The sequence below is a fragment of the Enemella evansiae genome, assembly GCF_002250705.1.
GTDB lineage: Bacteria > Actinomycetota > Actinomycetes > Propionibacteriales > Propionibacteriaceae > Enemella > Enemella evansiae.
Genome location: NZ_NMVP01000023.1, coordinates 286,254 through 309,273, shown reverse-complemented (window position 1 = coordinate 309,273; position 23,020 = coordinate 286,254). Strand labels below are relative to the sequence as shown.

General features: G+C 69.2%; 22 protein-coding genes. 10 read left to right on the top strand and 12 right to left on the bottom strand.

Translation table 11 applies throughout. The features are described 5' to 3' along the window. Positions 1-195 precede the first annotated feature (195 nt). The 3 genes from BI335_RS13520 to BI335_RS13510 are packed head-to-tail and all read left to right on the top strand — an operon-like array spanning position 196 to position 2,727. Positions 196-1,224 (top strand): Dyp-type peroxidase, encoded by a 1,029-nt coding sequence (locus BI335_RS13520; RefSeq protein ID WP_094431486.1) that lies wholly within the window; start codon positions 196-198, stop codon positions 1,222-1,224. An 11-nt stretch (positions 1,225-1,235) separates the two neighbouring features. Then, complete coding sequence (locus BI335_RS13515) at positions 1,236-2,030, top strand: family 1 encapsulin nanocompartment shell protein (protein ID WP_094356972.1); 795 nt, start codon at positions 1,236-1,238, stop codon at positions 2,028-2,030. Between the two features lie 16 nt (positions 2,031-2,046). Continuing rightward, positions 2,047-2,727, top strand: a complete 681-nt coding sequence (locus tag BI335_RS13510) for a hypothetical protein (protein WP_094356971.1) — start codon at positions 2,047-2,049, stop codon at positions 2,725-2,727. Positions 2,728-2,739: 12 nt separating this feature from the next. Here the strand turns inward: BI335_RS13510 and BI335_RS13505 are convergent, their stop codons facing one another. From BI335_RS13505 to BI335_RS21530, 3 genes are read right to left on the bottom strand one after another with little or no spacing between them, the layout of a single operon-like run. Beyond that, entirely contained in the window at positions 2,740-3,300 is a 561-nt protein-coding gene (locus BI335_RS13505; protein WP_094431483.1) for a hypothetical protein, read from the bottom strand. Further along, positions 3,300-3,902 carry a hypothetical protein gene (locus BI335_RS13500; protein WP_094431481.1) on the bottom strand — a complete coding sequence of 201 codons (603 nt, stop codon included), beginning with the start codon at positions 3,900-3,902 and terminating at the stop codon, positions 3,300-3,302. The genes BI335_RS13505 and BI335_RS13500 overlap by 1 nt, the downstream gene beginning before the upstream one ends. Then, entirely contained in the window at positions 3,899-5,260 is a 1,362-nt protein-coding gene (locus BI335_RS21530) for a hypothetical protein (protein ID WP_094356968.1), read from the bottom strand. The genes BI335_RS13500 and BI335_RS21530 overlap by 4 nt, the downstream gene beginning before the upstream one ends. A gap of 110 nt (positions 5,261-5,370) precedes the next feature. Between BI335_RS21530 and BI335_RS13490 the strand changes: the two genes are divergently transcribed. Then, positions 5,371-6,066, top strand: coding sequence for an alpha/beta hydrolase (locus BI335_RS13490; RefSeq protein WP_094431479.1), 696 nt, complete (start codon positions 5,371-5,373; stop codon positions 6,064-6,066). Between the two features lie 226 nt (positions 6,067-6,292). Here the strand turns inward: BI335_RS13490 and BI335_RS22395 are convergent, their stop codons facing one another. The 5 genes from BI335_RS22395 to BI335_RS21525 are packed head-to-tail and all read right to left on the bottom strand — an operon-like array spanning position 6,293 to position 10,053. Continuing rightward, positions 6,293-6,859, bottom strand: coding sequence for a DciA family protein (locus BI335_RS22395; RefSeq protein ID WP_094431477.1), 567 nt, complete (start codon positions 6,857-6,859; stop codon positions 6,293-6,295). Continuing rightward, complete coding sequence (gene recF, locus BI335_RS13480; protein WP_094431475.1) at positions 6,852-7,994, bottom strand: DNA replication/repair protein RecF; 1,143 nt, start codon at positions 7,992-7,994, stop codon at positions 6,852-6,854. The genes BI335_RS22395 and recF overlap by 8 nt, the downstream gene beginning before the upstream one ends. Before the next feature lie 2 nt (positions 7,995-7,996). Further along, a complete protein-coding gene (locus tag BI335_RS13475; RefSeq protein ID WP_141212345.1) occupies positions 7,997-8,692 on the bottom strand; it encodes a response regulator in 696 nt (231 codons plus the stop codon). After that, the gene (locus BI335_RS13470; protein WP_144009124.1) at positions 8,682-9,845 is read right to left on the bottom strand and encodes a sensor histidine kinase; all 1,164 of its coding nucleotides are present in this window, start codon (positions 9,843-9,845) and stop codon (positions 8,682-8,684) included. The genes BI335_RS13475 and BI335_RS13470 overlap by 11 nt, the downstream gene beginning before the upstream one ends. A 43-nt stretch (positions 9,846-9,888) precedes the next feature. Beyond that, entirely contained in the window at positions 9,889-10,053 is a 165-nt protein-coding gene (locus BI335_RS21525; protein ID WP_172421901.1) for a hypothetical protein, read from the bottom strand. 356 nt (positions 10,054-10,409) lie between these two features. Here BI335_RS21525 and BI335_RS13465 point away from each other — a divergent pair, with 356 nt between their 5' ends. The 3 genes from BI335_RS13465 (at position 10,410) to BI335_RS13455 (ending at position 14,416) form a co-directional block, all read left to right on the top strand. Then, positions 10,410-11,375 (top strand): DMT family transporter, encoded by a 966-nt coding sequence (locus tag BI335_RS13465; protein WP_172421900.1) that lies wholly within the window; start codon positions 10,410-10,412, stop codon positions 11,373-11,375. A 210-nt stretch (positions 11,376-11,585) separates the two neighbouring features. Next, on the top strand, positions 11,586-13,091 hold the full coding sequence (locus BI335_RS13460) for an acyl-CoA synthetase (RefSeq protein ID WP_229119582.1): 1,506 nt from the start codon (positions 11,586-11,588) through the stop codon (positions 13,089-13,091). Next, positions 13,088-14,416: an MFS transporter gene (locus tag BI335_RS13455; protein ID WP_094399669.1), complete on the top strand. Its 1,329-nt coding sequence runs from the start codon at positions 13,088-13,090 to the stop codon at positions 14,414-14,416. Before BI335_RS13460 ends, BI335_RS13455 begins: the two co-directional genes overlap by 4 nt. Before the next feature lie 5 nt (positions 14,417-14,421). Here BI335_RS13455 and BI335_RS13450 read toward each other — a convergent pair whose 3' ends face one another. After that, positions 14,422-14,871: a MarR family winged helix-turn-helix transcriptional regulator gene (locus tag BI335_RS13450; RefSeq protein ID WP_208109219.1), complete on the bottom strand. Its 450-nt coding sequence runs from the start codon at positions 14,869-14,871 to the stop codon at positions 14,422-14,424. Positions 14,872-14,981: 110 nt separating this feature from the next. Between BI335_RS13450 and BI335_RS13445 the strand changes: the two genes are divergently transcribed. The 3 genes from BI335_RS13445 to BI335_RS13435 are packed head-to-tail and all read left to right on the top strand — an operon-like array spanning position 14,982 to position 17,256. Next, complete coding sequence (locus tag BI335_RS13445) at positions 14,982-15,905, top strand: SDR family NAD(P)-dependent oxidoreductase (RefSeq protein ID WP_094399672.1); 924 nt, start codon at positions 14,982-14,984, stop codon at positions 15,903-15,905. Beyond that, complete coding sequence (locus tag BI335_RS13440) at positions 15,902-16,792, top strand: amidohydrolase family protein (RefSeq protein ID WP_094399674.1); 891 nt, start codon at positions 15,902-15,904, stop codon at positions 16,790-16,792. The genes BI335_RS13445 and BI335_RS13440 overlap by 4 nt, the downstream gene beginning before the upstream one ends. A 2-nt stretch (positions 16,793-16,794) precedes the next feature. Continuing rightward, the gene (locus BI335_RS13435; RefSeq protein WP_324252407.1) at positions 16,795-17,256 is read left to right on the top strand and encodes a MaoC family dehydratase; all 462 of its coding nucleotides are present in this window, start codon (positions 16,795-16,797) and stop codon (positions 17,254-17,256) included. A gap of 456 nt (positions 17,257-17,712) precedes the next feature. Here the strand turns inward: BI335_RS13435 and BI335_RS13430 are convergent, their stop codons facing one another. The 3 genes from BI335_RS13430 to BI335_RS13420 form a co-directional block, all read right to left on the bottom strand. Beyond that, entirely contained in the window at positions 17,713-19,167 is a 1,455-nt protein-coding gene (locus BI335_RS13430) for an aldehyde dehydrogenase (NADP(+)) (RefSeq protein ID WP_094399678.1), read from the bottom strand. A 103-nt stretch (positions 19,168-19,270) separates the two neighbouring features. After that, positions 19,271-20,161 (bottom strand): fumarylacetoacetate hydrolase family protein, encoded by an 891-nt coding sequence (locus BI335_RS13425; RefSeq protein WP_094399680.1) that lies wholly within the window; start codon positions 20,159-20,161, stop codon positions 19,271-19,273. Positions 20,162-20,238: 77 nt separating this feature from the next. Next, the gene (locus BI335_RS13420; protein WP_094399682.1) at positions 20,239-23,019 is read right to left on the bottom strand and encodes a UxaA family hydrolase; all 2,781 of its coding nucleotides are present in this window, start codon (positions 23,017-23,019) and stop codon (positions 20,239-20,241) included. Between the last annotated feature and the right edge of the window lies 1 nt (position 23,020).

The window sequence follows — 23,020 nt, the reverse complement described above, 5'->3', positions numbered from 1 at the left end:
CAGCCAACGGGTGGCAGGCTCGATTCATCTCGACACGCTCATCTCGACACGCTCGCTGCGCGAGCTACTCGATGAGCGGAGGGATGTGGCTCCGCTGCGCCGGGGTTGCTACTCGATGAGCGGGGGCATGACTTCGAGTCGGTCGTACCTCCCTCGCTCAGCCAACGGGTGGGCCGGGCGCGATAGGGTCGGACCGTGGTTTCGAGGACTCCGGAGTATCTGGCTCAGAACGTGTTGCGGCCGGTGGCGCGGGCGGCGATCTTTCTCACCGTGACGGTGCCGGAGGGCCGAGAGGCCGATGTCCGCGACGCCCTTACCGATGTGCCCTCGCTGATCCGGGCGGTCGCCTTCCGGGTGCCGGAGGGTCAGCTGAGCTGCGTCACAGGGATCGGCGCGGAGTTCTGGCAGCGGGCGTACCCCGACCTCGAACCGCCCGCCGACCTGCACCCGTTCATCCCGCTGGACGGCGGCAAACATCAGGCCCCGCGTACCCCCGGTGACCTGCTCTTCCACATCCGCTCGATGCAGGTGGACATGTGCTTCGAGCTGGCCCGCCAGCTCCAGCTCCGCTTCGGCGATTCCATCGAGATCGTCGACGAGGTGCACGGCTTCCGCTACTGGGACGACCGCGACCTGCTCGGCTTCGTCGACGGCACCGAGAACCCCGACGCCCCACTGGCCCAGGTCGAGGCGACGCTGATCGGTGATGACGACCCGGTCTGGACCGGCGGCAGCTTCGTCATCGTGCAGAAATACCTGCACGACCTGACCACCTGGGACGCGATCTCGGTCGAGGAACAGGAACGGGTGATCGGGCGGACCAAGCTCGCCGACATCGAACTGCCCGACGACGTCAAACCCAGCAACTCCCACGTCGCGCTCAACCAGGTCAACGACGCCGACGGCAAGCAGTTGCAGATCGTCCGCGACAACCTGCCCTTCGGCCGCCTCGACGGGGAGGAATTCGGCACCTACTTCATCGGATACGCCGCCGACCCCGGCGTCACCGAGGAGATGCTGCGGAACATGTTCCTGGGCAAGCCGGCCGGCAACTACGACCGGATCCTCGACTTCTCCACCGCCGTCACCGGGTGCCTGTTCTTCGTGCCCCCGGCCGGTTTCCTGGAGGAACCGGAGGCGTACGCCAGCACCGAGGCCAGCGACGAAACCCCCACCGAGCACCAACCCGCCACCGATGGTTCACTCAACATCGGTGGTCTGTGAAGGAGTCACGAATGAACAACCTGCACCGCGAACTCGCCCCGATCTCCGAGGCCGCCTGGGCCGACCTCGAGCAGGAGGCCCGGCGCACCTTCAAGCGCTGGATCGCCGGCCGCCGCGTCGTCGATGTCAGCGGCCCCGCCGGTCCCGAACTCGCCGCGGTCGGCAACGGCCGGCTGACCGAGCTGAGCAACACCGACGGGGTCCGTACCCGGCTCCGCGAGACCCAGTCGCTGGTCGAGCTGCGGGTGCCCTTCGAGGTCTCCCGCGCGGAGGTGGACGGTGTCGAGCGCGGCTCCCAGGACGCCGACTGGCAGCCGGTCAAGGACGCGGTCCGCAAGCTGGCGCTCGCCGAGGACGACGCGATCTTCAACGGTGCCACCGAGGCCGGCATCACCGGCATCGTGCCGAGCAGCTCGAACAAGAAGCTCAAGGTGCCCAGCGAGGTCCGCGACCTGCCGGACGTCGTCGCCAAGGCGCTCTCGGAGCTGCGGCTGGCCGGGGTCGACGGGCCCTACACGCTGCTGCTGTCGGCGGAGAACTACACCGCGGTCAGCGAGATCACCGACCACGGCTATCCGATCCGCGAGCACATCAACCGGCTCCTCGACGGTGAGGTGATCTGGGCGCCCGCGGTCGAGGGGGCGCTGCTGCTCAGCACCCGCGGCGGTGACTACGAGCTGTTCCTCGGCCAGGACGTCTCGATCGGCTACCTGTCCCACGACGCGGAGACCGTGCAGCTCTACTTCCAGGAATCGCTGACCTTCGTCGCCTACACCAGCGAGGCCAGCGTCGCCATCGCCGGCTGAGCGCAATCAGACCGAGATGAGTACGCCGCTGGGGCCGCGACCCGGTTCGCTGCCGCCGATCCACCTCGATCCAGAACCACTGGATCGGGGCTGGCGGCCGCCGCGACGCGGCGACCAGCGGTGGTCGGCGAGCCAGAAACTCCTCGTCGTGGTGGCGGTCCTGCTGCTGGCCTTCGGAGTCATCCTGACCGCCGGCGGGTTCGCGAAACGCGGCGACCGGGCCAAAACGTACGCCGCCGGGCAGGTCGTCGATGTCGGCCCGTTCACGCTCACCCTGGAGCGGGTCGAGATCACCCTCCAGCCCAAGGCGCAGTACAACGATGCGGACTTCGACAAGTTCGCGGTGGTGGCTTTCGGCACCGCCACCAGCAAGTTGAAGAAGCCGACGGCGGTGGTTCTCGACCCGGCACTGGTGATGCTGGAGAACGGCCGCCAGTTCAAGGCCCGGATGCAGTTCGGCGACGAGGCGCAGCCGCCGAGCACGCTGGCACCGGGCCTGACCGGCGTACCGGTGCGGATCACCGCCGAGATCCCGGCGACCTGGCGACCGACCGGCCTGCTGCAGGTCGGGGTCTGGCAGCAGAAATACGGCCGGCAATCAGAAGAGATGGCCGACTCCCGCAAGAACTGGGGCAAGACCCAGACCGCGCTGCTGTTCTGGTGCCCGGTCACCCGGATGCCGGACAGGACGAACTAACCGACCGGCGGCTCAGCGCGGCGGGGTGAGCGCGTTGTGCCGGGTCCGCCAGTCCCGCTGGCTGGTGTCGTAGATCCCGATCAGCCGGTCGACCTGACTGCGGGGAATCTCGAAGGCGAGTTCGCCCCGCGTCGGCTCGCCGACCGGGAAATCCGAACAGTAGGCCCGCAACTCCCGGCCATAGACCTTGCTGCTGTTCTCGTAACTGCGCCCGTCGGCACCGGCGAGATTGAACAGGCAGAGCTCGTCATCGACCGCACGGGTCACCTCGAAGGTGACCGCGACGAAGGTCATCCCCTCATCGGCGGTGATCGGTTCCCCGCCGTAGTCGGCCGAGCGCGCGAGCACCGGGCTCTGCACCATCGACAGCACCCGGAAGCTGGACCCCTTCGAGGTGAGCCCCGGTTCACCGGGCGGGCGCTGCACCACCCGCAGGTTGAGATGGGTGTAGGACCAGTACGCCCAGCCACCGACGTAGGTGGCCGAGAGCATCAGCACGCACCACAGCGCCAGCCAGGGCCGCGGATCGAACCGTCGGCGATGCAGCGGGCGCGCGGGAACCCGGGTGCTCATCAGATCCCCCTGGCGGTCGCCCGCGGAATCGGCAGGATGGTGCTCCGCGGCACCCCGAGCAGGGCGTCGGCCCGTTGCGGATCGACGTCGAGGTCGATGACGGCCCGCTGCCGGTAGCGGTAGGTGAGCTCCTCGTGCCACAGCCGCAGCTGCACCGGCTGCCTGCCCGCGGCGGCGCGGAAGCGCTGCGGGTCCACCTCGGCATAGGCCGGCCCGGTGCTCTCGGTCCCCGGATCGGTGGTCGGCAGGTTGCGCAGTCCGGTCGTCAGCCCGGCATAGCTGAGTTCGCCCTGCAGACCGAGCGGGCGTTCGTTGCCGCTCGCCTCGACGCGCAGTTGGAACACCAGATAGATCCCGGTGGCGCGGTCGATCTCGTTCCCGGTCGGCGGATCCAACTGGTACGCCGATTGCAGCCGGTCCACGCTCACCTGCACGCCGTCGATGGTCGCGGTCTCGCCGAGGCGTACCCGGGTGTCGTCGAAGACCTCCGGCGCCGATGAGCCGATCCGCCGCTCGATCACCCCGTCCACCGCTCCGGTGACCAGCAGCACCAGGACCGCGACCAGGGCGGCCAGCCAGGTGGCCCGGTCACGCCGCTTCATCGGGTCACCTCCGGCGCGGTCTTCCCGGCCTCGGCCTCGGTGGCCTCCGCGTCGGCGGCGGCCTCGGCGCGGGCGCGGAAGCGGGCCAGGCAGGCGGCGAAGGTGACCGCGAGCAGGCAGATCCGCAGGGGCTGGAACGGCACCTCGCGGGCCAGGTCGACGAGCGGGCCCCACGTGTACCAGAACTCCGAGCGGTGCCCGCCGATCAGCCATTGGATGGCGTACGCCCAGGCGTCCTCCAGGCGGGTGATGGCCAGGTGCAGCAGCACGAACGCGACCAGGAAGAGTACGCCGGAGCGCAGCACCAGTCGCAGCGATTGCAGTGTGGGCACGTATTTGTCGTCGATGTCGCCGAGGAACAGTTCCTGGAATTCCAACCAGGCGCGGCGGCCGACACCGGAGGATCTGACCGCCTGGTGCCGGCGCTGGCGTTCGGCGAGCTTCTCCACCGCGCGGGTCGGCGGTTCGCCCTTGCGCCACAGTTCGGCCACCGACAGCACGTGCGAGCCGTAGACCAGGGCCGCGACCGCGAGCCAGGCGATCGGCTGGGAGATCACGTTCAGCAGGAACGGGAAAAGGTTGTCCTGCAAGAAATTCCCGACGACCAGGATGATCGCGGGCAGGTTGATCTTGATCTGCGCGAGCACCGCCGACAACCCGTCCACCCAGCCGTCGACCCAGGCAGAGAGCACCCGGTCACCGAGCCAGTTCTTGACGAAGTTCAACAGGTTGCCGCCGGCCAGGATCAGGCTGAGCATGAAGAACGCCTCGACGAAGGCGGCGGCCAGCCCGAGCACCCGGCGGTCGGTGAACTCGTGCAGCAGGTCCAGGCCGCGGCGGACCACGTAGGCGCCCGCGACGATCCCGATCACCATCAGGACGCCGTCGCGGCTGCGGGGCGCGAACTGGGTCATGATCGTGGCATCGGAGAGGAATCCGGTCTGCTGCAGGGAGGCGACGACGAGTTCACGCGCCCGCTCCTGGACATAGCCGAAGGCGGCGTAGATGCCGAGGAACGGCAGCAGCGTCAACGCGAGCAACCGGGGTACCGATTCGTCGCGGTCGTCGTTCGGGGCACTCTCCGGCAGCACCTGGCGTACGCCCAGCTCCGCGCCGACCAACCGGAGCTGCAGCACGATCGCGGTGAGCAGCGAGACGAAGCCGGCGGAGAACACGACCAGCGCCGCCCAGGCCGACTTCTCCACCAGCGAGGCGGCGATCCGCAGGCTGGCACCGTAGCCGAGCCAGCCGAGCAGCTGCAGGGTCACCAACTTGGGGAACAGACGGATGAAGACCCGCCAGGTGTCCCCCGCAAGCTGGGTGAGATAGCCCCAGAGCTCTCGCAGTGCGCCGATCATTGGGCAGCATCCTAGGGCCCGACCAGCATCCCAGGGTCTGCCCCGGTGGTGGAAGACGTTGCTAGCGTGCGTGCTCCGAAGCTTTTCCAATGCTGGAAAGGAACACCCCCATGGCCGACAAGCCCGCAGTCGTACTCGTCCACGGATTCTGGGGAGGCGCCGCGCACTGGGCCGGTGTCATCACCGAACTGAACAAGCGCGGCTACACCGATCTGCATGCCGTGGAGAACCCGCTCACCTCGCTGGCCGACGACGCCGAACGGACCCGCAAGATGATCGCCCAGATCGAGGGCCCGGTGCTGCTCGTCGGCCACTCCTACGGCGGCGCGGTGATCACCGAGGCCGGCAACCAGCCCAACGTGATCGGACTGGTCTATGTCGCGGCGTTCGCACCGGATGCCGGGGAGAGCCCGGGTGCGATCAGCCAGGAACACCCGCCGGCCGCGATCGAGAACCTCGAACCCGACTCGGACGGCTATCTGTGGGTGAAGCAGGACAAGTTCGGTGAGAGCTTCTGCCAGGACCTGCCGACCGATCAGCAGCTGGTGATGGCGGTCACCCAGAAGGCGCCACTCGCCTCCACCTTCGGCGACAACGTCACCGAGCCGGCCTGGAAGTCCAAGCCGGTCTGGTATCAGGTGTCCACCTCCGACCGGATGATCGACCCGGACAACGAGCGCCGGATGGCCGCACGGATGAACCCGCAGAAGACGATCGAGCTGGATGCCAGCCACGCCTCGCTCGCCTCCCAGCCCGGCGCCATCGCCGACCTCATCGACGAGGCCGCCGCCGGTACGGCCAGCTGACGTTCATCGAGTAGCCGCCATGCGGAGCAAGGGAGCAACTCCCCGCCACGTTCATCGAGTAGCCACCATGCGGAGCCTGCGGAGCAATGGTGGCGTGTCGAGATGAACCGGCTCATCTCGACACGCTCGCTGCGCGAGCTACTCGATGAGCGTGGGGGGTTCGCTGCGCGAGCTACTCGATGAGCGTGGGGGTGCTCGCTGCGCGAGCTACTCGATGAGCGTGGGCTCAGCCGTAGGTGTCGCGGGGGCCGCGGCCGCGGACCGAGCGGCGGCCGTGCTTCCAGCTCGGGGCGTCGGGGCCGAGGACGTGCACCCGCCGTACCGTGCCCTGGCCGAGTTCGTCATTCAACCGGGCGACGAGCTGGGGTGCGAAGAGCCGCAGCTGGGTGGCCCAGGTGGTCGACTCGGCGCGGATGGTGAGCACCTCGTCGTCGTACTTCTCCGGGCGCGAATGTTCGGCATTCACCGTGCCGACCAGCGCCGGCCAGTTCGCCAGCAGCAGATGCACGTTCACCTGGGTGTCCCAGCCCTGTTGACGCATCAGCCCCTTCAGCGCCGGGCCGAGCAGCTGCGGATCGCGGTCGTCGGGGTGTGCGCCGGAGGACTGGACGCCTTCGGGGCGCTTCTTCCGCTTGCCGGGCCGGCGGCGTACCCCCTTGCTCGCGGCACCCACCTGCGCCGCGATCTGGCGGGCCAGATCCATCCCGGTCGGGTCGTGCGGCTCCGCGGCGGCGGCCAGCTCGGAGGCGGGTTCCTCGGGACGCTCGCTCGGGGAGTTCGGGGATTCAGTCATCGGCGCGCACCTCCCCGCCGCCGACCAGGAATCGCTGCCCGGCAAGCATTTCCGGGACATCGGCACCGACCGCGGCGGTGACCAGCAGCTGTTCGGCCTGCACCACCCCGGCCGCCAGCCGTTGCCGGCGGGTGGAGTCCAGCTCGGCGAAGACGTCGTCGAGCACCAGGACCGGTTCGATGCCGTCGGCGCGGAGCAGCTCGAAGGCGCCGATCTTCAACGCGAGTGCGAAAGACCAGGATTCGCCGTGGGAGGCGTACCCCTTGGCCGGCAGCTCGCCGAGCGTGAGCGTCAGGTCGTCGCGGTGCGGGCCGGCCAGGGTGACACCGCGCTGCAGTTCGTCGCTGCGACGGTTCAGCAGTTCGGCCTGCAGTGCCTCACCCAGGGCGTGGCGGGTCCAGTCCTCGCCGATCTCGATCGCCGACTTGTACGCCGCAGCGGCCTCGTTGTTGGTCGGTGCGATCTCGGCGTACGCCCGGGCGGTGTGCGGGAGCAGATCGCGCAGCGTATCGAGCCTGGCCTCCAGCAGCTCCGCCCCGGCGCGGACCAGCTGGGCGTCCCAGACCTCGAGGGTGGACGCGGCGTAGGGATCGTCGCGATTGGCCGAGCGTCCCCGACCGGCCAAGGATTTGAGCAGGCTGTTGCGCTGCTTGAGGATCTTGTCGTAGTCGCTGCGCACCCCGGCCATCCGCGGCCATCGGTTCACCACCAGCGCGTCCAGGAAGTGCCGCCGCTCCGCCGGATCGCCCTTCACGATCGCCAGGTCCTCCGGTGAGAAGACAACCGTGCGCAGCATCCCGATGATCTCCCGCGCCCGCGGCAGCGGCGAGCGGTTCAACCGGGCCCGATTCGCCTTCCCGGGGGTGATCTCCAGTTCCAGCAGGATCCGCCGGTCGTCTTCCAGACCCGCGCGTACACCGGCCCGCACGATCGCCCGCTCGCAGCCGGCGCGGACCAGCGGGACCTCCGAGGACACCCGATGGCTGGACATCGTGGAGAGGTATTCGACGGCCTCGACCAGGTTGGTCTTGCCCTGCCCGTTGGCGCCGACGAAGGTGGTCACGCCGCTGGCGAGCGGCACGTCGACCGCGGGGTAGGAGCGATAGTCGGCCAGCGTGAGATGGTCGACATACACCGCTATTCGCCCCCTTCGTCGTCCTGTTCCTGCCCGCGTGGCGGCTCGGCCAACCCGAGCTCGAAGGCCCGGATCACCGCCTTCAACCGGGATTTGCAGTTCAGTTTGTCCATGATCGTCGAGACGTGCGCCTTGACCGTCGATTCGGACAGCCCGAGCGCACCGGCGATCTCGGCATTGCTGGCGGCCCGGCAGAGTTCGCGGAGCACCGCACGCTCCCGGCCGGTGAGTCCGTGCGGGCCGACCTCGGCGCCCTGCCACTCGTCCTGCGGCAGGTAGCGTTCGGCGAGCCGGGTGGCCGGTCGGGCGGAGATGACGTGGCCGCCGGAGTGCGCGACCTGGATGGCCTCGACGATCGCCTCCGGCGCGGAATCCTTGAGCATGAAGCCGTTCGCGCCGGCAGCCAGCGCGGCCAGCATCAGCTTGTCCTCATCGAAGGTGGTCAGCACCAGGACCTTCACCCGGCTTCCGGTACGCCGCAGCTCGCGGGTCACCTCGATTCCGTCCATCTCGGGCATCCGGACGTCCATCAGCACCACATCGACACCGTGGCCGGCGAGCAGTTCCAGGGCCTGCCGGCCGTTGCGGCAGGTGCCGACCAGCCGCATCCCGCTGTTGCGGGTGACGTAACCAGAGAGTGCGTTGCGGACCAGGGAGTCGTCGTCGACGACGACCACCCTGATGGTCTCAGCCGACACCGGCGGCACTCCGCAGCGGCACGGTGAGCTGGGTGATCCAGTGGTCGCCGACGCGATGGGCGGTCAGCTCGCCGCCGCTCCGGCCGGCCAGCTCGCGCAGCCCGATCAGGCCGAGACCGGAGTGCGTGTGGGCGGTCGAGCCGTTGCTGCCGGGAGCCGGGGCGTTGACGAGCAGCACCTCGAGCTCGTCGGGTCCGGCGTCCACCATGATCTGCGCCGGCTGCACCGGGTCACCGTGTTTGCTGATGTTGGACGCTCCTTCGTTGATCACCCGCGCGGCGAGCTGGCGTACCTCCTGAGGCATCGACGCCACATCGCCCTCCACTCCGCATTCGACGCGGAACCCGAATGCCGACAGCTTGTCCACCTGAGCCTGGACCACCGCGGGCAACGAGTCCCCGATGGAGGGTAGCGGGGTGGACTCGGTGTCGTCACGAAGCAGCGACAACATGGTGCGCAGCTGGCTGGTCGCATCCCGCCCGGTTCGCGCGATGTAGTCCAGATCCTGCAGCGTCTTCTCGTCCTGGTTTCCGCGCAGCCGAGCCTCCTCGGCCTTCATCACCATCGTCGTGGTGGCGTACGCCAGGGTGTCGTGCAGTTCGCGGGCGATCGCCAGCCGCTGTTCGGTGGCGGCCTCGATCGCCTCCTGGCGCTGCTTCTCCTGGCGCTGCCGCAGGCGGAAGATCACTTCGCCGATCACCAGGGGAAGCGCCATGAACACCATCAGGAAGGTGACGCTTCGCAGGATCATGTCGGGCGGCGTGCCCGCGACGGTCAAGGAGATCGAGAGCGCCAAGAACCAGAGGGTGTAGATAGTGGCGACGAGCCGCCTACCGATCGCACAAGACGTGGCGATGACGATCGCCGGCGCCAGCATGGCCAGTCCCACGGCTTGGGTCTGGCTGAATGTGAGCAAGGTGAGCGCCACGCCAAGAAGCGCTCCGGAGATGACCGGCCAGCGAAGGGCAGTGCCACCGAGGATGCAGCAGCAGACCAGCACCGTCATTGCCAGTGGGTCACTGAAAGCAACCGTCGGCAGGGAGATCACCAGCAATACAACGGCGACCAGAACGGCTGCGACCTCGCGGCGCAGCGCAGCAGAAACGATTCGTCCGGGATGGCTTCGCGGCATCCCCGTCCTGGGCGCCCTCACCCGGACAGTCTACGGTCCGCGACTGTCCGGGTGTGCTCCACGATCAGTAGCAGAAGGGCTTGACCTTGGCCCACTCGCAGAAGCCGTCAACAGCCATCACCGTCACGCCGGAAGCGGCGCCCTGGGCGGGCTGGGCGGAGGCCATCGGAATCGCGAACGAGACGGAGGCGATGGCAGCGGTCAGAACGGCGAGAGCACGCATCTTCATGGGGGACCCCTTGTTATGAGAGAATTAGATGGGACTCCTGTGTGGAGCGCCTCGAGACTATGGGTCTTTAGTACTGGGCAACCACCGACGAAAGTACGGAGCACCCCCTACTTTCGTACTGTCTTCTGAGGGTCCCTTCCCACCTCCCGCCGCACCCAGCATGATTTTCCTCAGGGGTTGAGTTCGGACAGGGTCCCCGAAAATCTGTCCGAGCCACTCGACTCAGCACCACCCCCACTTTGATCGGAGCCCCGTTCCCCGGCGGGGCTCCGATTCATTTCCCCGACCATCCGGCCTCCATGTCGACCGGTGGACGCGATTCGATCGCGGTCCCCGGCCCGGGCAGGATGATCGGAGTGAGCCAGTCCAGCGCCGAACAGCACCCCTCCCGGGCCGTTGTCGTCCTCTCGGTGCTCGGCGCGGTCATCTGTGGCGCCCTGGTCGCCGTCCAGTCCCGGCTCAACGGTGACCTCGGCACCCGCAGCGCCGACCGGTTGTTCGCGGCGGTCGTCTCCTTCGGTGTCGGCCTGCTGCTGATCGGCCTGGTGACGATCGGCCGCCGCAGTGGCCGCGCCGGCCTGCGGACGGCCTGGCAGTCGTTCCGCTCCGGTACGCCGCCCCGCTGGCTCTTCTTCGGTGGGCTGTTCGGAGCGGTCACCGTGCTCTCCCAGACGACCACCGTCGGCGTACTCGGCGTCGCCATGTTCACCGTCGCCCTGGTCGCCGGCCAGGTGCTCAGCGGACTGATCGTCGACCGGACCGGATTCGCCGGCGTACTGCGCAAACCGCTCACCCCCAACCGGGTCCTGGGCGCCGGCCTGACGGTCGCCGCGGCGCTGCTGGCGGGAATCCCGCAGCTGCGCGGCGGAGCGACGATCCTGCTGCTGCTCCTGCTGCCCTTCCTGGCCGGTTGCCTGAACAGCTTCCAGTTCGCGATGAACGGCCGGATCCGGCTGCTGACCCACTCCGCCCCGACCGCGACCACCGTCAACTTCACCGTCGGCCTGCTGGCACTGCTGATCGCCTTCGGCGGCAAGCTGCTGGCCACCGGCCGGCCGCCGACCCCACCCGCCGAGTGGTGGCTCTATCTCGGTGGCGCGATCGGGGTGCTGGTGATCGGCGCGAACACCGTGCTGGTACGCCACATCGGGGTGCTCCTGCTGCTGATGGCCACGATCGCCGGCCAGGTGCTCGCCTCGCTGATCATCGACGCGCTGTTCTTCCACCACGCCCCGCCGCTGAGCACCCTGATCGGTGCCGCCATCACCATGATCGGCGTCCTCGTGGCCGCCGCCCCCAAACGCCGCGTCGCCATCGACTGAACGCTCCTCGAGTAGGCGGGCCATGCGCAGCGAAGCGGAGCAATGGCCGCCGTGTCGAGAGGAGCCGGCTGGCGGGCTCGGCTCATCTCGACACACTCGGCATCGCTCCGCTCCGCTCCGCATGCCGAGTTACTCGATGAGCGTGAGAACCGTTGACATTCTCAATCGTTGATGATTCCCTGTGATTCAGGTCGCACAGAGAGGTGCCCCGTGAACACACCGAGCATCAGCCAATGGCCGGTTCGCCAGGCCGCCCGCAGTCCCGAGTCCGTCGCCACCGTGTTCGACGGTGTGCAACGCAGCTATGCGGAGTTCGACACCGACATCGCCCGCGCCGCTGCCGCGTTGCGCGCCCGCGGCATCGGCCACGGTGACCGGGTCGCGCTGCTCAGCGCCAACCACCCGGCCCACATCGATCTGTTCTTCGCCTGCGGCCGACTGGGCGCGATCCTGGTACCGCTGAACGCCCGGCTCAGCGAGAACGAGATCGCCCACTGCCTGAGCGACTCCGGCACCGCCCTGCTGGTCACCTCGGCCGAGTTGGCGGGTCGCGGCACCCCGGCCGCCGAGCAGGCCGGTACCCGCGAGGTCATCGACCTCGCAGCCTGGACCCAGCTCTGCGCCGAGACCGACCCGGACCGGGACGAACCGCGCGGCACCGGGGACGACCCGTGCATGATCATGTACACCTCGGGCACCACCGGGCGACCCAAGGGCGCGGTGCTCACCCACTCCAGCGTCACCTTCGCCACCCTCAACGCCGCCCTCGATCTGGGACTCACCGGCCGGGACGTCTCGCTCGCCTGCGCGCCGCTCTACCACACCGCGGCGTTCTTCATGGGTGCGACGCCGACGCTGCTCCGCGGTGGCACCGTGATCATCCAGGACGGCTTCGAACCGGGCCGGGTGCTGGCGCAGATCGAGGCCGACCGGATCAGCTACGGCTTCGGCGTACCGGTGATGCTCGACATGCTGTCCAGACACCCGGACTGGGACCGGACCGATCTGACCAGCCTGCGGGTCTTCACCGTCGGCGGGGCACCGGTCCGGCTCGACACCCTGCACACCTGGCTCGCCCGCGATGTCGCGGTCTGCCAGGGCTACGGGCTCACCGAGTCCGGACCCGGAGCGCTGGTGCTGACCCCGGAACAGGCCAAGGACAAGGTCGGTTCCGCCGGTCTGCCGCACCTGTTCACCGAGGTCCGGATCGCCGGGCTCGACGACGCACCGGTCACCCCCGGAGAGCGCGGCGAGATCCAGGTCCGCGGCCCGAATGTGATGGCCGGTTACTGGAACAACCCCGGGGCCACCGCCGCGGCCTTCGCCCCGGACGGCTGGTTGCGTACCGGCGATGTCGGGGTCGCCGATGACGACGGCTTCATCACCGTGGTCGACCGACTCAAGGACATGTTCATCTCCGGCGGGGAGAACGTCTATCCCGCCGAGGTGGAAGCCGCGATCATCGAGCTGCCCGGCGTCCTCGAGGCCGCCGTCCTCGGCGTACCCGACGAACGCTGGGGTGAGACCGGGCTGGCGCTGATCCGGCTCGCCGACGGGGCCGAACTCACCGCGGAGGCCCTGGCCGACCAACTGGCCGGCCGGCTGGCCCGCTACAAGATCCCGCGACGACTGCAGATCGTCGACTCCATCCCGCGGAACCCCACCGGGAAAATCCTCAAATCCCGCATCCGCACCACCTTGGAGGTCGACCAATGAGCACCCCGACCCCCGCCGGCGAACAACTCGAACCGGCCGCCGAGAGCAGCCCGTCCCAGGTCCGCAAGGTCGTCATCTCCAGCTATCTGGGCAGCACGATCGAGTTCTACGATTTCCTGCTGTACGCCACCGCGGCTTCGTTGGTCTTCGGTCCGGTGTTCTTCGGCAACCTCGACCCCTGGGCCGCCACCATCGCCTCCCTCGGCACCTTCGCGGCGGGTTATGTGGCCCGCCCGATCGGCGGACTGATCCTCGGCCACTTCGGCGATCGGATCGGCCGCAAACGGCTGCTGCTGCTGTCGATGATGGTGATGGGGCTCGCCTCCTTCGCGATCGGGCTGATCCCGCCGCCGTCGATGATCGGCTCCTGGGCGGCGGTCATCCTGGTCACCATGCGCGTCCTGCAGGGCATCGCGATCGGCGGTGAATGGGGTGGCGCGGTGCTGATGGCACTCGAACACACCGGCGGCCGGAACCGCGGTCTGGCCGCGGCCTTCACCAACGCCGGTGCCCCCACCGGTGCGGTGCTGGGCACCCTGGCGATGACCGCGGCATCCACCCTGCCCGACGAGCAGTTCCTGAGCTGGGGCTGGCGGATCCCGTTCCTGGCCTCGGCGCTGCTGCTCCTGCTCGGGTTGTTCGTGCGGCTGCAGGTGACCGAGAGCCCGCTCTTCGCCAAGGCGGTACAGGCCGGCCAGCTCGCCGAACAGCCGGTACCGCTGTTCCAGGTGTTGCGCCGGCCGATGACGGTGATCAAGGTCGCGCTGGCCTGCATGGCCGCCTTCGGTATCCAGACCATGTTCGCCACCTTCGCGGTCGGCTACGCCGTGGGCACCGGACTGTCCCGGCCGCAGGCACTCACCGCCTTCGCGATCAGCCAAGCACTCGCCGTGCCGGCGGTGTTGGCCAGCGGCGCCCTCTCCGACCGGCTCGGTCGGCGCACGGTGATGATCGGCTCCCTGGCCGTGTTCCTGGTGCTGTGCTATCCGATCCTGAACCTGCTCGGCAGTGGCTCCTTCGGTCAGGTCGCGCTCGCCTTCTTCCTCGGCATCGTCGTCTGTCAGAGCACCATGTACGGGCCGATGGCGGCGTTCATCGCCGAGCAGTTCGGCACCGGGTCGCGTTATACCGGCGCCTCCCTGGGCTATCAGTTGGCCACGCTGATCGGCGCCGGCTTCACCCCGGTGATCGTCGCCTCGCTGGCCGCTGTCGGCAGGGGTTCGACGATCTGGGTCGGGGTGTTCCTGATCGGGCTGGCGCTGGTCAGCGCGCTCTTCGTCGCCCTCATCCCGGAGAGCCGCAAACACGACCTGGAGACGGTATGACCGGCTCAGCCGCCCCGCACCGTCCCGCCGTCGGTGAGCACCAGATGGCGCAGCAGCGCGACCAGTCGCTTCCCCTCGGTGCTGCGCAGCTCGGCGAGCGGTACCGCGTGAGCCTGATCGACCAGGAGCCGGGCCCGCTCCCGCACCTCGCGGCCCTCGGCCGTCGGGACCAGCAGCCGGTTCCGGCGATCCGCGGCATCCTGGGTACGCCGCAGCCAGCCGGCGCCCTCCAGGTCGTCCACGATCGGCACGATCTGCGAGGGATCCAGGTCGAGCACGGTGGACACCCGCCGCTGGGTCACCCCATCGCCCTCGTCGCAGACCAGCGCCAGCACCGAGTAGGGACGGATCCGCAGGTCCAGTTCGGCCAGCGCGGCGTTGGCGCTGCGGTTCAACTGGATCGCCAGCCGGGCGATCAGGAAACCGGGCTCGTCGAACAGGGCTGCCTCGGTCATCCATCGGTCCCTTCGCCGTTCCTGCATCGTCTCGTCCCGCCCACCGGTCGCGGCGGAGCCACCAGCAAGTCAATCATTGAACTGATCAACAACCGAGAAGGAGCACGCGCATGACCACCTCCACCCCACTGCTCACCGACAAGGTCGCCGTCGTCACCGGCGCCGGCCAGGGCCTCGGCCGGGCGTACGCCCTGGAACTCGCCCGGCAGGGCGCGGCGGTGGTGGTGAACGATATCGACGCACAGGCCGCCCAGGCGGTCGTCGATGAGATCACCGACGCCGATGGCCGGGCGGTCGCCGCGGTCGCACCGGTCGGCCCGACCAGCACCGCCGATGCCCTGGTGGCGGCCGCCGTCGACAACTTCGGCCGGCTCGATGTGATGGTCACCAATGCCGGGCTGTTGCGCGACAAGGTGCTGTGGAAGATGAGCGACGACGACTTCGACCAGGTGATCGAGGTGCATCTGCGCGGTACCTTCACCTGCGCCCGCGCCGCCGCGATCCGGATGCGGGAACAGGGCGAGGGCGGGCGGATCATCTGCGTCGCCTCCCCCGCCGGGCAGCGCGGCAACTTCGGCCAGACCAACTATTCCGGTGCCAAAGCCGGCATCGCCGGCATGGTACGAACCTGGGCGATGGAGCTCGCCAAGGCGGGCATCACGGTGAACGCGGTGGCGCCGGTGGCGGCGACGGCGATGACCGAGACCATCCCCTTCCTCGCCGACCACGTCCGCGCGCTCGCCGAGGGCGTACCGCTGCCCGACCAGTTGCGACACGATCTGGGCTTCGGTACGCCGGAGGACGCGGCCGGCCTGATTTCCTTCCTGGCCAGCGATTCCGCGGCCGGGGTCACCGGTCAGGTGATCGCGATCGGTGGGGATCGGGTCGCGCTCTGGTCCCATCCGCAGCTGACCGAGAAGGCGTATCACTCCGGCGGCTTCAGCGCCGAGGACCTGATCGAGATCTGGCCCGGCACCTTCGCCGAGCATCAGGAGTCGGTCGGTGAGGATCTGCCGGAGGTCGCACCCCGATGAGCTATGCACCCGAACTCGATCTCGCGAACCTCAAGGCGATCGATATCCACACCCACGTGGAGATCGACAGCACCGGGCACCGGTCGGTCGACGACGAGCTGATGGACGCCTCCGCGGCGTACTTCAAGGCGACCGACACCCGAACCCCGACGATCGAGCAGATCGCCGACTACTACCGGCAGCGGTCGATGGCCGCGGTGGTGTTCACCGTCGATGCGACGACCGCGCTCGGCCGGCCGCCGAACTCGGTCACCGAGTTGGCCGAGCGGGCCGCGGACCATCCGGACGTGCTGATCCCCTTCGGCTCGGTCGATCCGTGGGCACCGGATGCGGTGGAACGCGTCGGACTGCTCGTCGAGCAGTACGGAGTGCGCGGATTCAAGTTCCATCCCGGCGTCCAGGCTTTCCGGCCCAACGAGGAACGGTTCGCGCCGATCTATGCAGCGATCGCCGCGGCCGGCGTACCGGCGCTCTTCCACACCGGGCAGACCGGGATCGGGGCCGGGCTGCCGGGCGGCCGCGGCATCAAGCTGCACTACAGCGATCCGCTGCTGCTCGATGACGTGGCCGCCGACTTCCCCGACCTGACGCTGATCATGGCGCACCCGGCAGTGCCCTGGGTGGACGTGCAGATCTCGATCGCCACCCACAAACCGAATGCGTTCATCGACCTGTCCGGCTGGTCACCGAAATACTTCCCGCCGCAGCTGGTCCGGGCCGCCAACTCACTGCTGCAGGACAAGGTGCTGTTCGGCACCGACTTCCCGCTGATCAGCCCGGACCGCTGGCTCGCCGACGCCGAACGCCTGGACTTCAAACCCGAGGTGCTGCCCAAGCTCCTCAAGGACAACGCGCTGCGGGTGCTCGGCCTGCGGCAGGAGGGATGACCATGACCACCGAGGTTGCCGATGTGACCGAACTGGAGGCGCTCGCCGGCTCCGACCTGGGCACCACCGACTGGCTGAGTGTCGATCAGCAGCGGATCCAGCTGTTCGCCGACGCCACCGACGATCAGCAGTGGATCCACACCGATCCGGAGCGGGCCACGAAGGAGAGCCCGTTCGGCGGGCCGATCGCCCACGGCTATCTGACGCTGTCACTGCTGATCCCGCTGTGGAGCAGCCTGTTGGTGGTACGCAGCCAGAAGCAGGCGGTCAACTACGGGCTGAACAAGGTCCGCTTCGTCTCCCCGGTACCGGCCGGTGCCCGGATCCGGTTGCGCGGTGTGCTGAACGAGGTGACCCGGTTGCCGAACAACGGCGCCCAGATGACGGTGGCCGCCACCATCGAGCTCGAGGGCTCCGACCGCCCCGCCTGCGTCGCCGAGGCCATCTTCCGGGTGTACGAGTAACCCGCCCGCTGGTTGAGCGAGGGAGGTACGAGCGAGTCGAAGCCACCCCGCTCACGTCGGTTGAGCGAGCGAGGTACGAGCGAGTCGAAACCACGGCCTCTGGGTGACGATGGTTTCGACTCGTCGCTGCGCTCCTTGCTCAACCAACGTGGAGGGGACCGCTGCGCTCCTCGCTCAACCAACGGCGGGGGAGGTTCATCTCGAGACGCCAGAAGGCGTCACGAGACCCCAGTTGCAGTAGGGGTCTCGTGACCGTCCTTGGTGTCTGGCGGCACTTTCTGGTGTCTCGTGCGGGATGGTTTCGACTCGTCGCTGCGCTCCTCGCTCAACCAACGTGGGAAGAGCTGCGCTCCTCGCTCAACCAACGTGGGAAGCGCTGCGCTCCTCGCTCAACCAACGTGGGGAGGGGCTCATCTCGACACGCTCGCTGCGCGAGCTGCTCGATGAGGGTGGGGGTCAGTGGCGGGCGAGTTCGCCGTCGACGGTGCGCAGCAGGTTCAGCGGGTTGCCGTCGCGGAGGGCTTCGGGGAGCAGGGCCTGCGGGACATCCTGGTAGCAGACCGGACGCTGGAAGCGGCGGGCGGCGGTGATCCCCACGCTGGTGTGGATCGAGCCGACGGTGGCCGGGAACGGGCCGCCGTGCTGCATCGCCCAGCTCACCGCGACACCGGTCGGCCAGGCGTTCCAGATCACCCGGCCGGCCCGCTCGGACAGCAGCGGCAGCAGCTTGCCCGCCAGCTCGGTGTCGGCTTCGCTGCCCTGCACCGTGCAGGTCAGCTGGCCCCCGAACTCGGCCGCCAGCTTCAACAGCTCCTGCTCATCGGCGTACTCGACGATGATCGACAGCGGGCCGAAGCACTCGGTCATCAGCTCCTCGCGCTGGCCGAGGAACTCGGGCACGGTGGTGGCGAGCAGCGTCGGGCTGGCCTGCTCGTCGGTCTCGGTACCGGCGGTCAGCACCTGCACGGCGCCGTTCTCGCGGCGGCTGGCCGCGCCCTCGGCGTACCCGCTGTAGACGCGGTCGTTGAGCATCTGGGCCGACCCGACCTCCGCGGTCGCCTGCGCGAGCTTCTCGGACAGGCCGTGCCCGGCGGGCAGCAGCAGGATGCCGGGGCTGGTGCAGAACTGGCCGACGCCCAGGCTCATCGAGCCGACGTAGCCACTGATCAGCTCATCGGGGCGATCGGCCAGCGCGCCCGGCAGCACGAAGGCCGGGTTGGTGCTGCCCAGCTCGCCATAGAACGGGATCGGGTCGGGCCGGGTGGCGGCGATCCGGTGCAGCGCGGTCCCGGCGCCCTCCGACCCGGTGAAGCCACCCGCCCTGATCCGGCGATCCTTGAGCGCGTCCGTGCCGACCTCGACGCCCTCGATGAGTTGCAGGATCCCGGCCGGGGCGCCGGCCGCCTGCATCGCCGCGGCCGCGACCTGGGCGGTACGCCGGGAGGTCTCGGGATGGCCGGGGTGCGCCTTGGCGACCACCGGGCAGCCGGCGGCCAGCGCGGAGGCGGTGTCCCCGCCGCAGACGCTGAACGCGAACGGGAAGTTGGAGGCGCCGAAGACCAGCACCGGGCCGAGGCCGACCAGTTCGCGGCGCAGATCCGGTCGCGGCGGGGTCTGCTCGGGGTCGGCGGAGTCCAGGATGTATTCCGACAGCCAACCGCTCTCCAGCGCGTCGGCGAACATCCGCAGCTGGCCGGAGGTACGCCCGACCTCGCCGGTCAGCCGTGCCTCGGGCAGGTGGCTCTCCTTGATCGCCAGCGGCACCAGTTCTTCGCGGTGCGCATCCAGGGCGTCGGCCGCGGCGCGCAGCCAGCCGGCCCGGGTCGCCGGGGCGGCCGCCGACAGGACGGGCGCGGCCTCGGTGGCGGCGTCGAGGATCTGGTCGAGTTCGGTGCTGGTGGTGTCGGTCATCGCATCTCCTCTGGTGGTTCGGTTTCTGTGGCTTCTGGTGTGGCTTTCGATGTGGCTTCGACTCGCTCGTTCCTCGCTCGCTCAGCCACCGTGAGGGGGCCGCTCAGCCGACGGGAGGGCGTTCGCCCCGGCACAGGGCGCTGAACGGCTCGCGGCCGAGGGCGACGGTATTGGTCAGGCTGCCGAGTCCGGCGATCTCGATGGTGATCACATCGCCCTCCTGCAGCGCGAAATCCAGTTCCGGCACGATCCCGGTGCCGGTGGACAATGCCACCCCGTCGGGGAACTCACACCCCCGGAACAGCCACTCCAGCAGGTCGGCCGGTCGGCGGGCGAGCTGGGTGGTGCTGGTCTCACCGCTGAACACGACGTTACCCGCCCGCTCGATCCGCATTCCGATGGCCAGGTTCGTCGGTTCCCCGACCCCGGTGAGCAGGGTGATCCGCGGCGCCAGCGCCATCGCCCCGGCGTACACCTTGGCCTGCGGGATGTAGACCGGATTCTCCCCCTCGATCGAGCGCGAGCTCATGTCGTTGCCGATCCCCAGGCCGACCAGTTCACCGGCCGCGTTGGCATAGAGCACCAGTTCGGGTTCGGGCACGTCGTGGCCGGAGTCGGCGCGGATCCCGACCGGCTCACCGTCGGTGACCACCCGCCAGGCGGGTGCCTTGCCGAACAGCTCGGGCCGCTCGGCGGCGTACACCTTGTCATAGACCGACGCCTCGGTGGACTCCTCCATCCGCGCCCCCATCGAGCGGGCATAGGTGACACCGGCGCACCACACCTCACCGCGGCCGTCCAACGGCGGCAGCAACCGGGTCACCGTGAGCTCATCGCCCGGATTCTCCACCAGTGAAAGGATCCGTGACAGGGGCAGCGCGAGCAGCTCGGCCATCGAATCGACCGGCAGAGCGTGTACGCCGTCAGCGGTCGCGACGCCGATGCGTACGCCGCCCGGGGTCTCGGCCCGGACCAGGCTGGTTGGGTCGGTCATGGGAATTCCTTGTCTGGGTTGGGGAATGTGGCTTCGACTCGCTCGTTCCTCGCTCGCTCAGCCAACGGTGGAGAGGATCACATGCTGGTGCCGAGCAGGCCGCGGGTGACCTGGAAGCCGAGATTGCCGGTCCGCAGCACGGCGGCGCGGCCGCGGCCGGAAGCGGCGTCGGCGATCAGTCCGAGCGCACCGGCGGCCTGCGCCGTGGCGTCACCGGTGAGGACCCCGTCCAGGTCGCCGAAGCAGACCTCCTCGGTGGCCGGGTCGGCGGTCACCTGCAGCACCGGTACCAGCCGCTCACCGGTCAGCGTGCCACCGGTGACGTGCACCAGCAGCTGCTGCACCCCGGTCGCAGCCAGCCCGGAGGCGGTTTCGGTCCAGTCGTGGGTCGGGTTCCGCATCACCTGCCAGCCCGGTTCGGTCGGCTGTTGGCCGTGCGCCAGCGTCGGCTCGACCGGATCGGTGCTGCCGAACGCAACCCGGCGGAACTCGGGATCGGCCAGCAGGGCGCTCGTCGCCGGCAGCACCACCGTGCCCCCGGCGGCGACGATCCAGCCGCCGAGGATCGCCAGCGCCTGCACGGTCGCCGGCCGCATCGCACCACGGGCGTCCAGACCGAGCGACAAGGCGCCCAGCTCGGCCGGTTCGCGGTCGGGGGAGTCGACCGCGGCGGCCGCCTCGGTGAACCAGTCCTCCGCCTTGCCGGTGACCTGGCCGATGCCGCCGTCGAGCTGGATGCTGGCCCAGCCGAACCGCGTCGGATCCAGACCGCGGGCCAACACGGCGTTGCGGAACCAGTCGTTGTGGGTCTTCTCACAGCCGTGCTCGACGAGCAGTGCGAGCAGCACGTTCGGGTGCAGCAGGTGCCCGAGCATGATCCGCTCGTAGGTGTCCACCACCGCCCCGCCGGAGACCCCGCAGCCCTCGGTGTGCGGCAGCGCGCAGGCCCGGTCGATGACCGGCCCGGCCCAGCGTTCGGCCTGTTCGGAGAGCCCGAGCCCGACCTGGCCGGAGCACAGGCTGGTCGGCAGCACCAGGCCGATCCGTTCGGTGGCCCAGCGGCCGTCGATCCGGTGGAGGCGCAGCTCGACCGCCGGCGCCGGGGGCAGCGCGGCGACTGCCTCCGGGGTGACCGGCAGCGGTTCCCCGGGCAGCGGACGGTCGGCGAGCTCGGCGGGCAGATCCTCGGTACGCCGGGCGATCCGGCCGTCGACCGAGATCGAGACGCCCGCGACCGGGCCGGTCTGGCGCCAGTTCCGCCAGATCGAGACCTGGCTCTGTCCGGTGCGCTCCCCCGCGCTCGGGGTGCCGGAGGCGATGGCCAGGGTCTGCGCTAACACCTCGGCGGTCAGCTCGGCCATCGGTTCGCCATCGAGATAGCGGCCGGCGTTGACGTCCATCTCGTTGTTCATCAGCTCGAAGCGGCCGGTGGTGGTGACGTATTTCATCGTTGGGACGAAGGGAAAGTTGGTGATCGAACCATTGCCGGTGGTGAAGTGGATCATCGTGCAACCGCAGCCGATCTGCCCGGCCACCGACTCCAGGTCGTTGCCCGGGGAGTCCATGAACACGTAACCGCCGTGTCGGATCGGCCGGCCGTAGTCGACGACCTCGTCCAGGCGTACCTGCCGGGCCAGCTTGCGCGCGGCACCGACCGATTTCAGCACGATGTTGTAGAGACCGCGGTAGACGTTGCCGCCGGACGGATTGCCCTCGGCGGTGTGCCCGTGCCAGGAAACCCTTTCCTTGAAGGTGTTCACGCGATCCACGAAAGCCCGCGCCACCTCCGCGGAGCGGACGTTCTTCAGCACATAGGGTTCGGCGCCGATCAGCTCGTCGGTCTCGGCGATCACCGCGGTACCACCGTGCCGGATCAGCTCCGCGGACACATTGCCGAGCAGGGGGTTGGCGCTCAGCCCGGAGAAGGCGTCCGAACCGCCGCACTGCAACGCGAGCGACAACGCGGCCGCGGGCTGCGGCGTACGCTCGGCGCGGACCTTTTCCAACCACGGTTCGACGATCGCCTGCGCACGATCCAGGTCGGCGGCGAAGGATCCGCTGCGGGTGAAGGTCTCCACGATGCCGGTCGGTGCCGGATAGTCGCCTGCGCGCAGGTGTTCCAGCACCTCGGCGCTGGTCAGCGCGGCGCCCTCGGTGTCGACCAGCAGGATCGCGGCCACGTTGGGGTGGCCGACCGAGCCGGCCAGCACCGACAGCACGAACTCGGCGTTGTTGGGGCGGGTGTCCTCCCCGGCCTCGGTGTGCGCGAGCGCGACCACACCGTCGAAGCCCTCGGCTTCCCGACCGGCGAATCGCTTGGCCAAAGCGGTCGCGAAACTGGCGCCGCGGGAGGTCACCCCGCAGATGACGATGTGGTTGCGGGTGCCGACGCGGCCGTCGCCGCGGTCGTAACCCGGGAAGGTCGCCGGCTGCTCCACCGGTGGCACCTGCTCCCCGACGACCAGCGCGGATTCGTCGAACTGGTAGGGATCCAGCGGCACGTTGGCCGCCGACGCCACCTCCGGGAGCCCCTCGACGCCCCGGTCCTTCAACAGGGCGAGGGACTGGTCGGTGCAGACGTAGTCACCGGGGGACAGGTCGCGTACCGCGGTCGCGAAGGGGGTGAGCCAGGAGGTCAGCGGGCCACCGGCCGGGATCGGCGCGATCACTAAGCGGTGCCCCTCCATCACCAGGTGCGGCAGGGTGATGGGCTTCGACTCGCTCGTACCTCGCTCGCTCAGCCGGCGTACCTCACCAGGAATCGCGATCTGTGTACCGGCCGGGATGTCCGCCACCGCGACCGCACAGTTGTCACCGGGCTCGGGAACGACGGCGAGACTGTCCAACGGTTCGGCCATC

Bases quoted from the DNA above. Each gene is read 5' to 3' on its own strand.
- BI335_RS13515 (WP_094356972.1), top strand. From the start codon at position 1,236: ATGAACAACCTGCACCGCGAACTCGCCCCGATCTCCGAGGCCGCCTGG.
- BI335_RS13510 (WP_094356971.1), top strand. From the start codon at position 2,047: ATGAGTACGCCGCTGGGGCCGCGACCCGGTTCGCTGCCGCCGATCCAC.
- BI335_RS22395 (WP_094431477.1), bottom strand. From the start codon at position 6,859: ATGACTGAATCCCCGAACTCCCCGAGCGAGCGTCCCGAGGAACCCGCC.
- BI335_RS21525 (WP_172421901.1), bottom strand. From the start codon at position 10,053: ATGAAGATGCGTGCTCTCGCCGTTCTGACCGCTGCCATCGCCTCCGTC.
- BI335_RS13440 (WP_094399674.1), top strand. From the start codon at position 15,902: ATGAGCTATGCACCCGAACTCGATCTCGCGAACCTCAAGGCGATCGAT.
- BI335_RS13490 (WP_094431479.1), top strand. From the start codon at position 5,371: ATGGCCGACAAGCCCGCAGTCGTACTCGTCCACGGATTCTGGGGAGGC.
- BI335_RS13430 (WP_094399678.1), bottom strand. From the start codon at position 19,167: ATGACCGACACCACCAGCACCGAACTCGACCAGATCCTCGACGCCGCC.
- BI335_RS13500 (WP_094431481.1), bottom strand. From the start codon at position 3,902: ATGAAGCGGCGTGACCGGGCCACCTGGCTGGCCGCCCTGGTCGCGGTC.
- BI335_RS13450 (WP_208109219.1), bottom strand. From the start codon at position 14,871: ATGACCGAGGCAGCCCTGTTCGACGAGCCCGGTTTCCTGATCGCCCGG.
- BI335_RS13445 (WP_094399672.1), top strand. From the start codon at position 14,982: ATGACCACCTCCACCCCACTGCTCACCGACAAGGTCGCCGTCGTCACC.
- BI335_RS21530 (WP_094356968.1), bottom strand. From the start codon at position 5,260: ATGATCGGCGCACTGCGAGAGCTCTGGGGCTATCTCACCCAGCTTGCG.
- BI335_RS13420 (WP_094399682.1), bottom strand. From the start codon at position 23,019: ATGGCCGAACCGTTGGACAGTCTCGCCGTCGTTCCCGAGCCCGGTGAC.
- BI335_RS13505 (WP_094431483.1), bottom strand. From the start codon at position 3,300: ATGAGCACCCGGGTTCCCGCGCGCCCGCTGCATCGCCGACGGTTCGAT.
- BI335_RS13435 (WP_324252407.1), top strand. From the start codon at position 16,795: ATGACCACCGAGGTTGCCGATGTGACCGAACTGGAGGCGCTCGCCGGC.
- BI335_RS13425 (WP_094399680.1), bottom strand. From the start codon at position 20,161: ATGACCGACCCAACCAGCCTGGTCCGGGCCGAGACCCCGGGCGGCGTA.
- BI335_RS13455 (WP_094399669.1), top strand. From the start codon at position 13,088: ATGAGCACCCCGACCCCCGCCGGCGAACAACTCGAACCGGCCGCCGAG.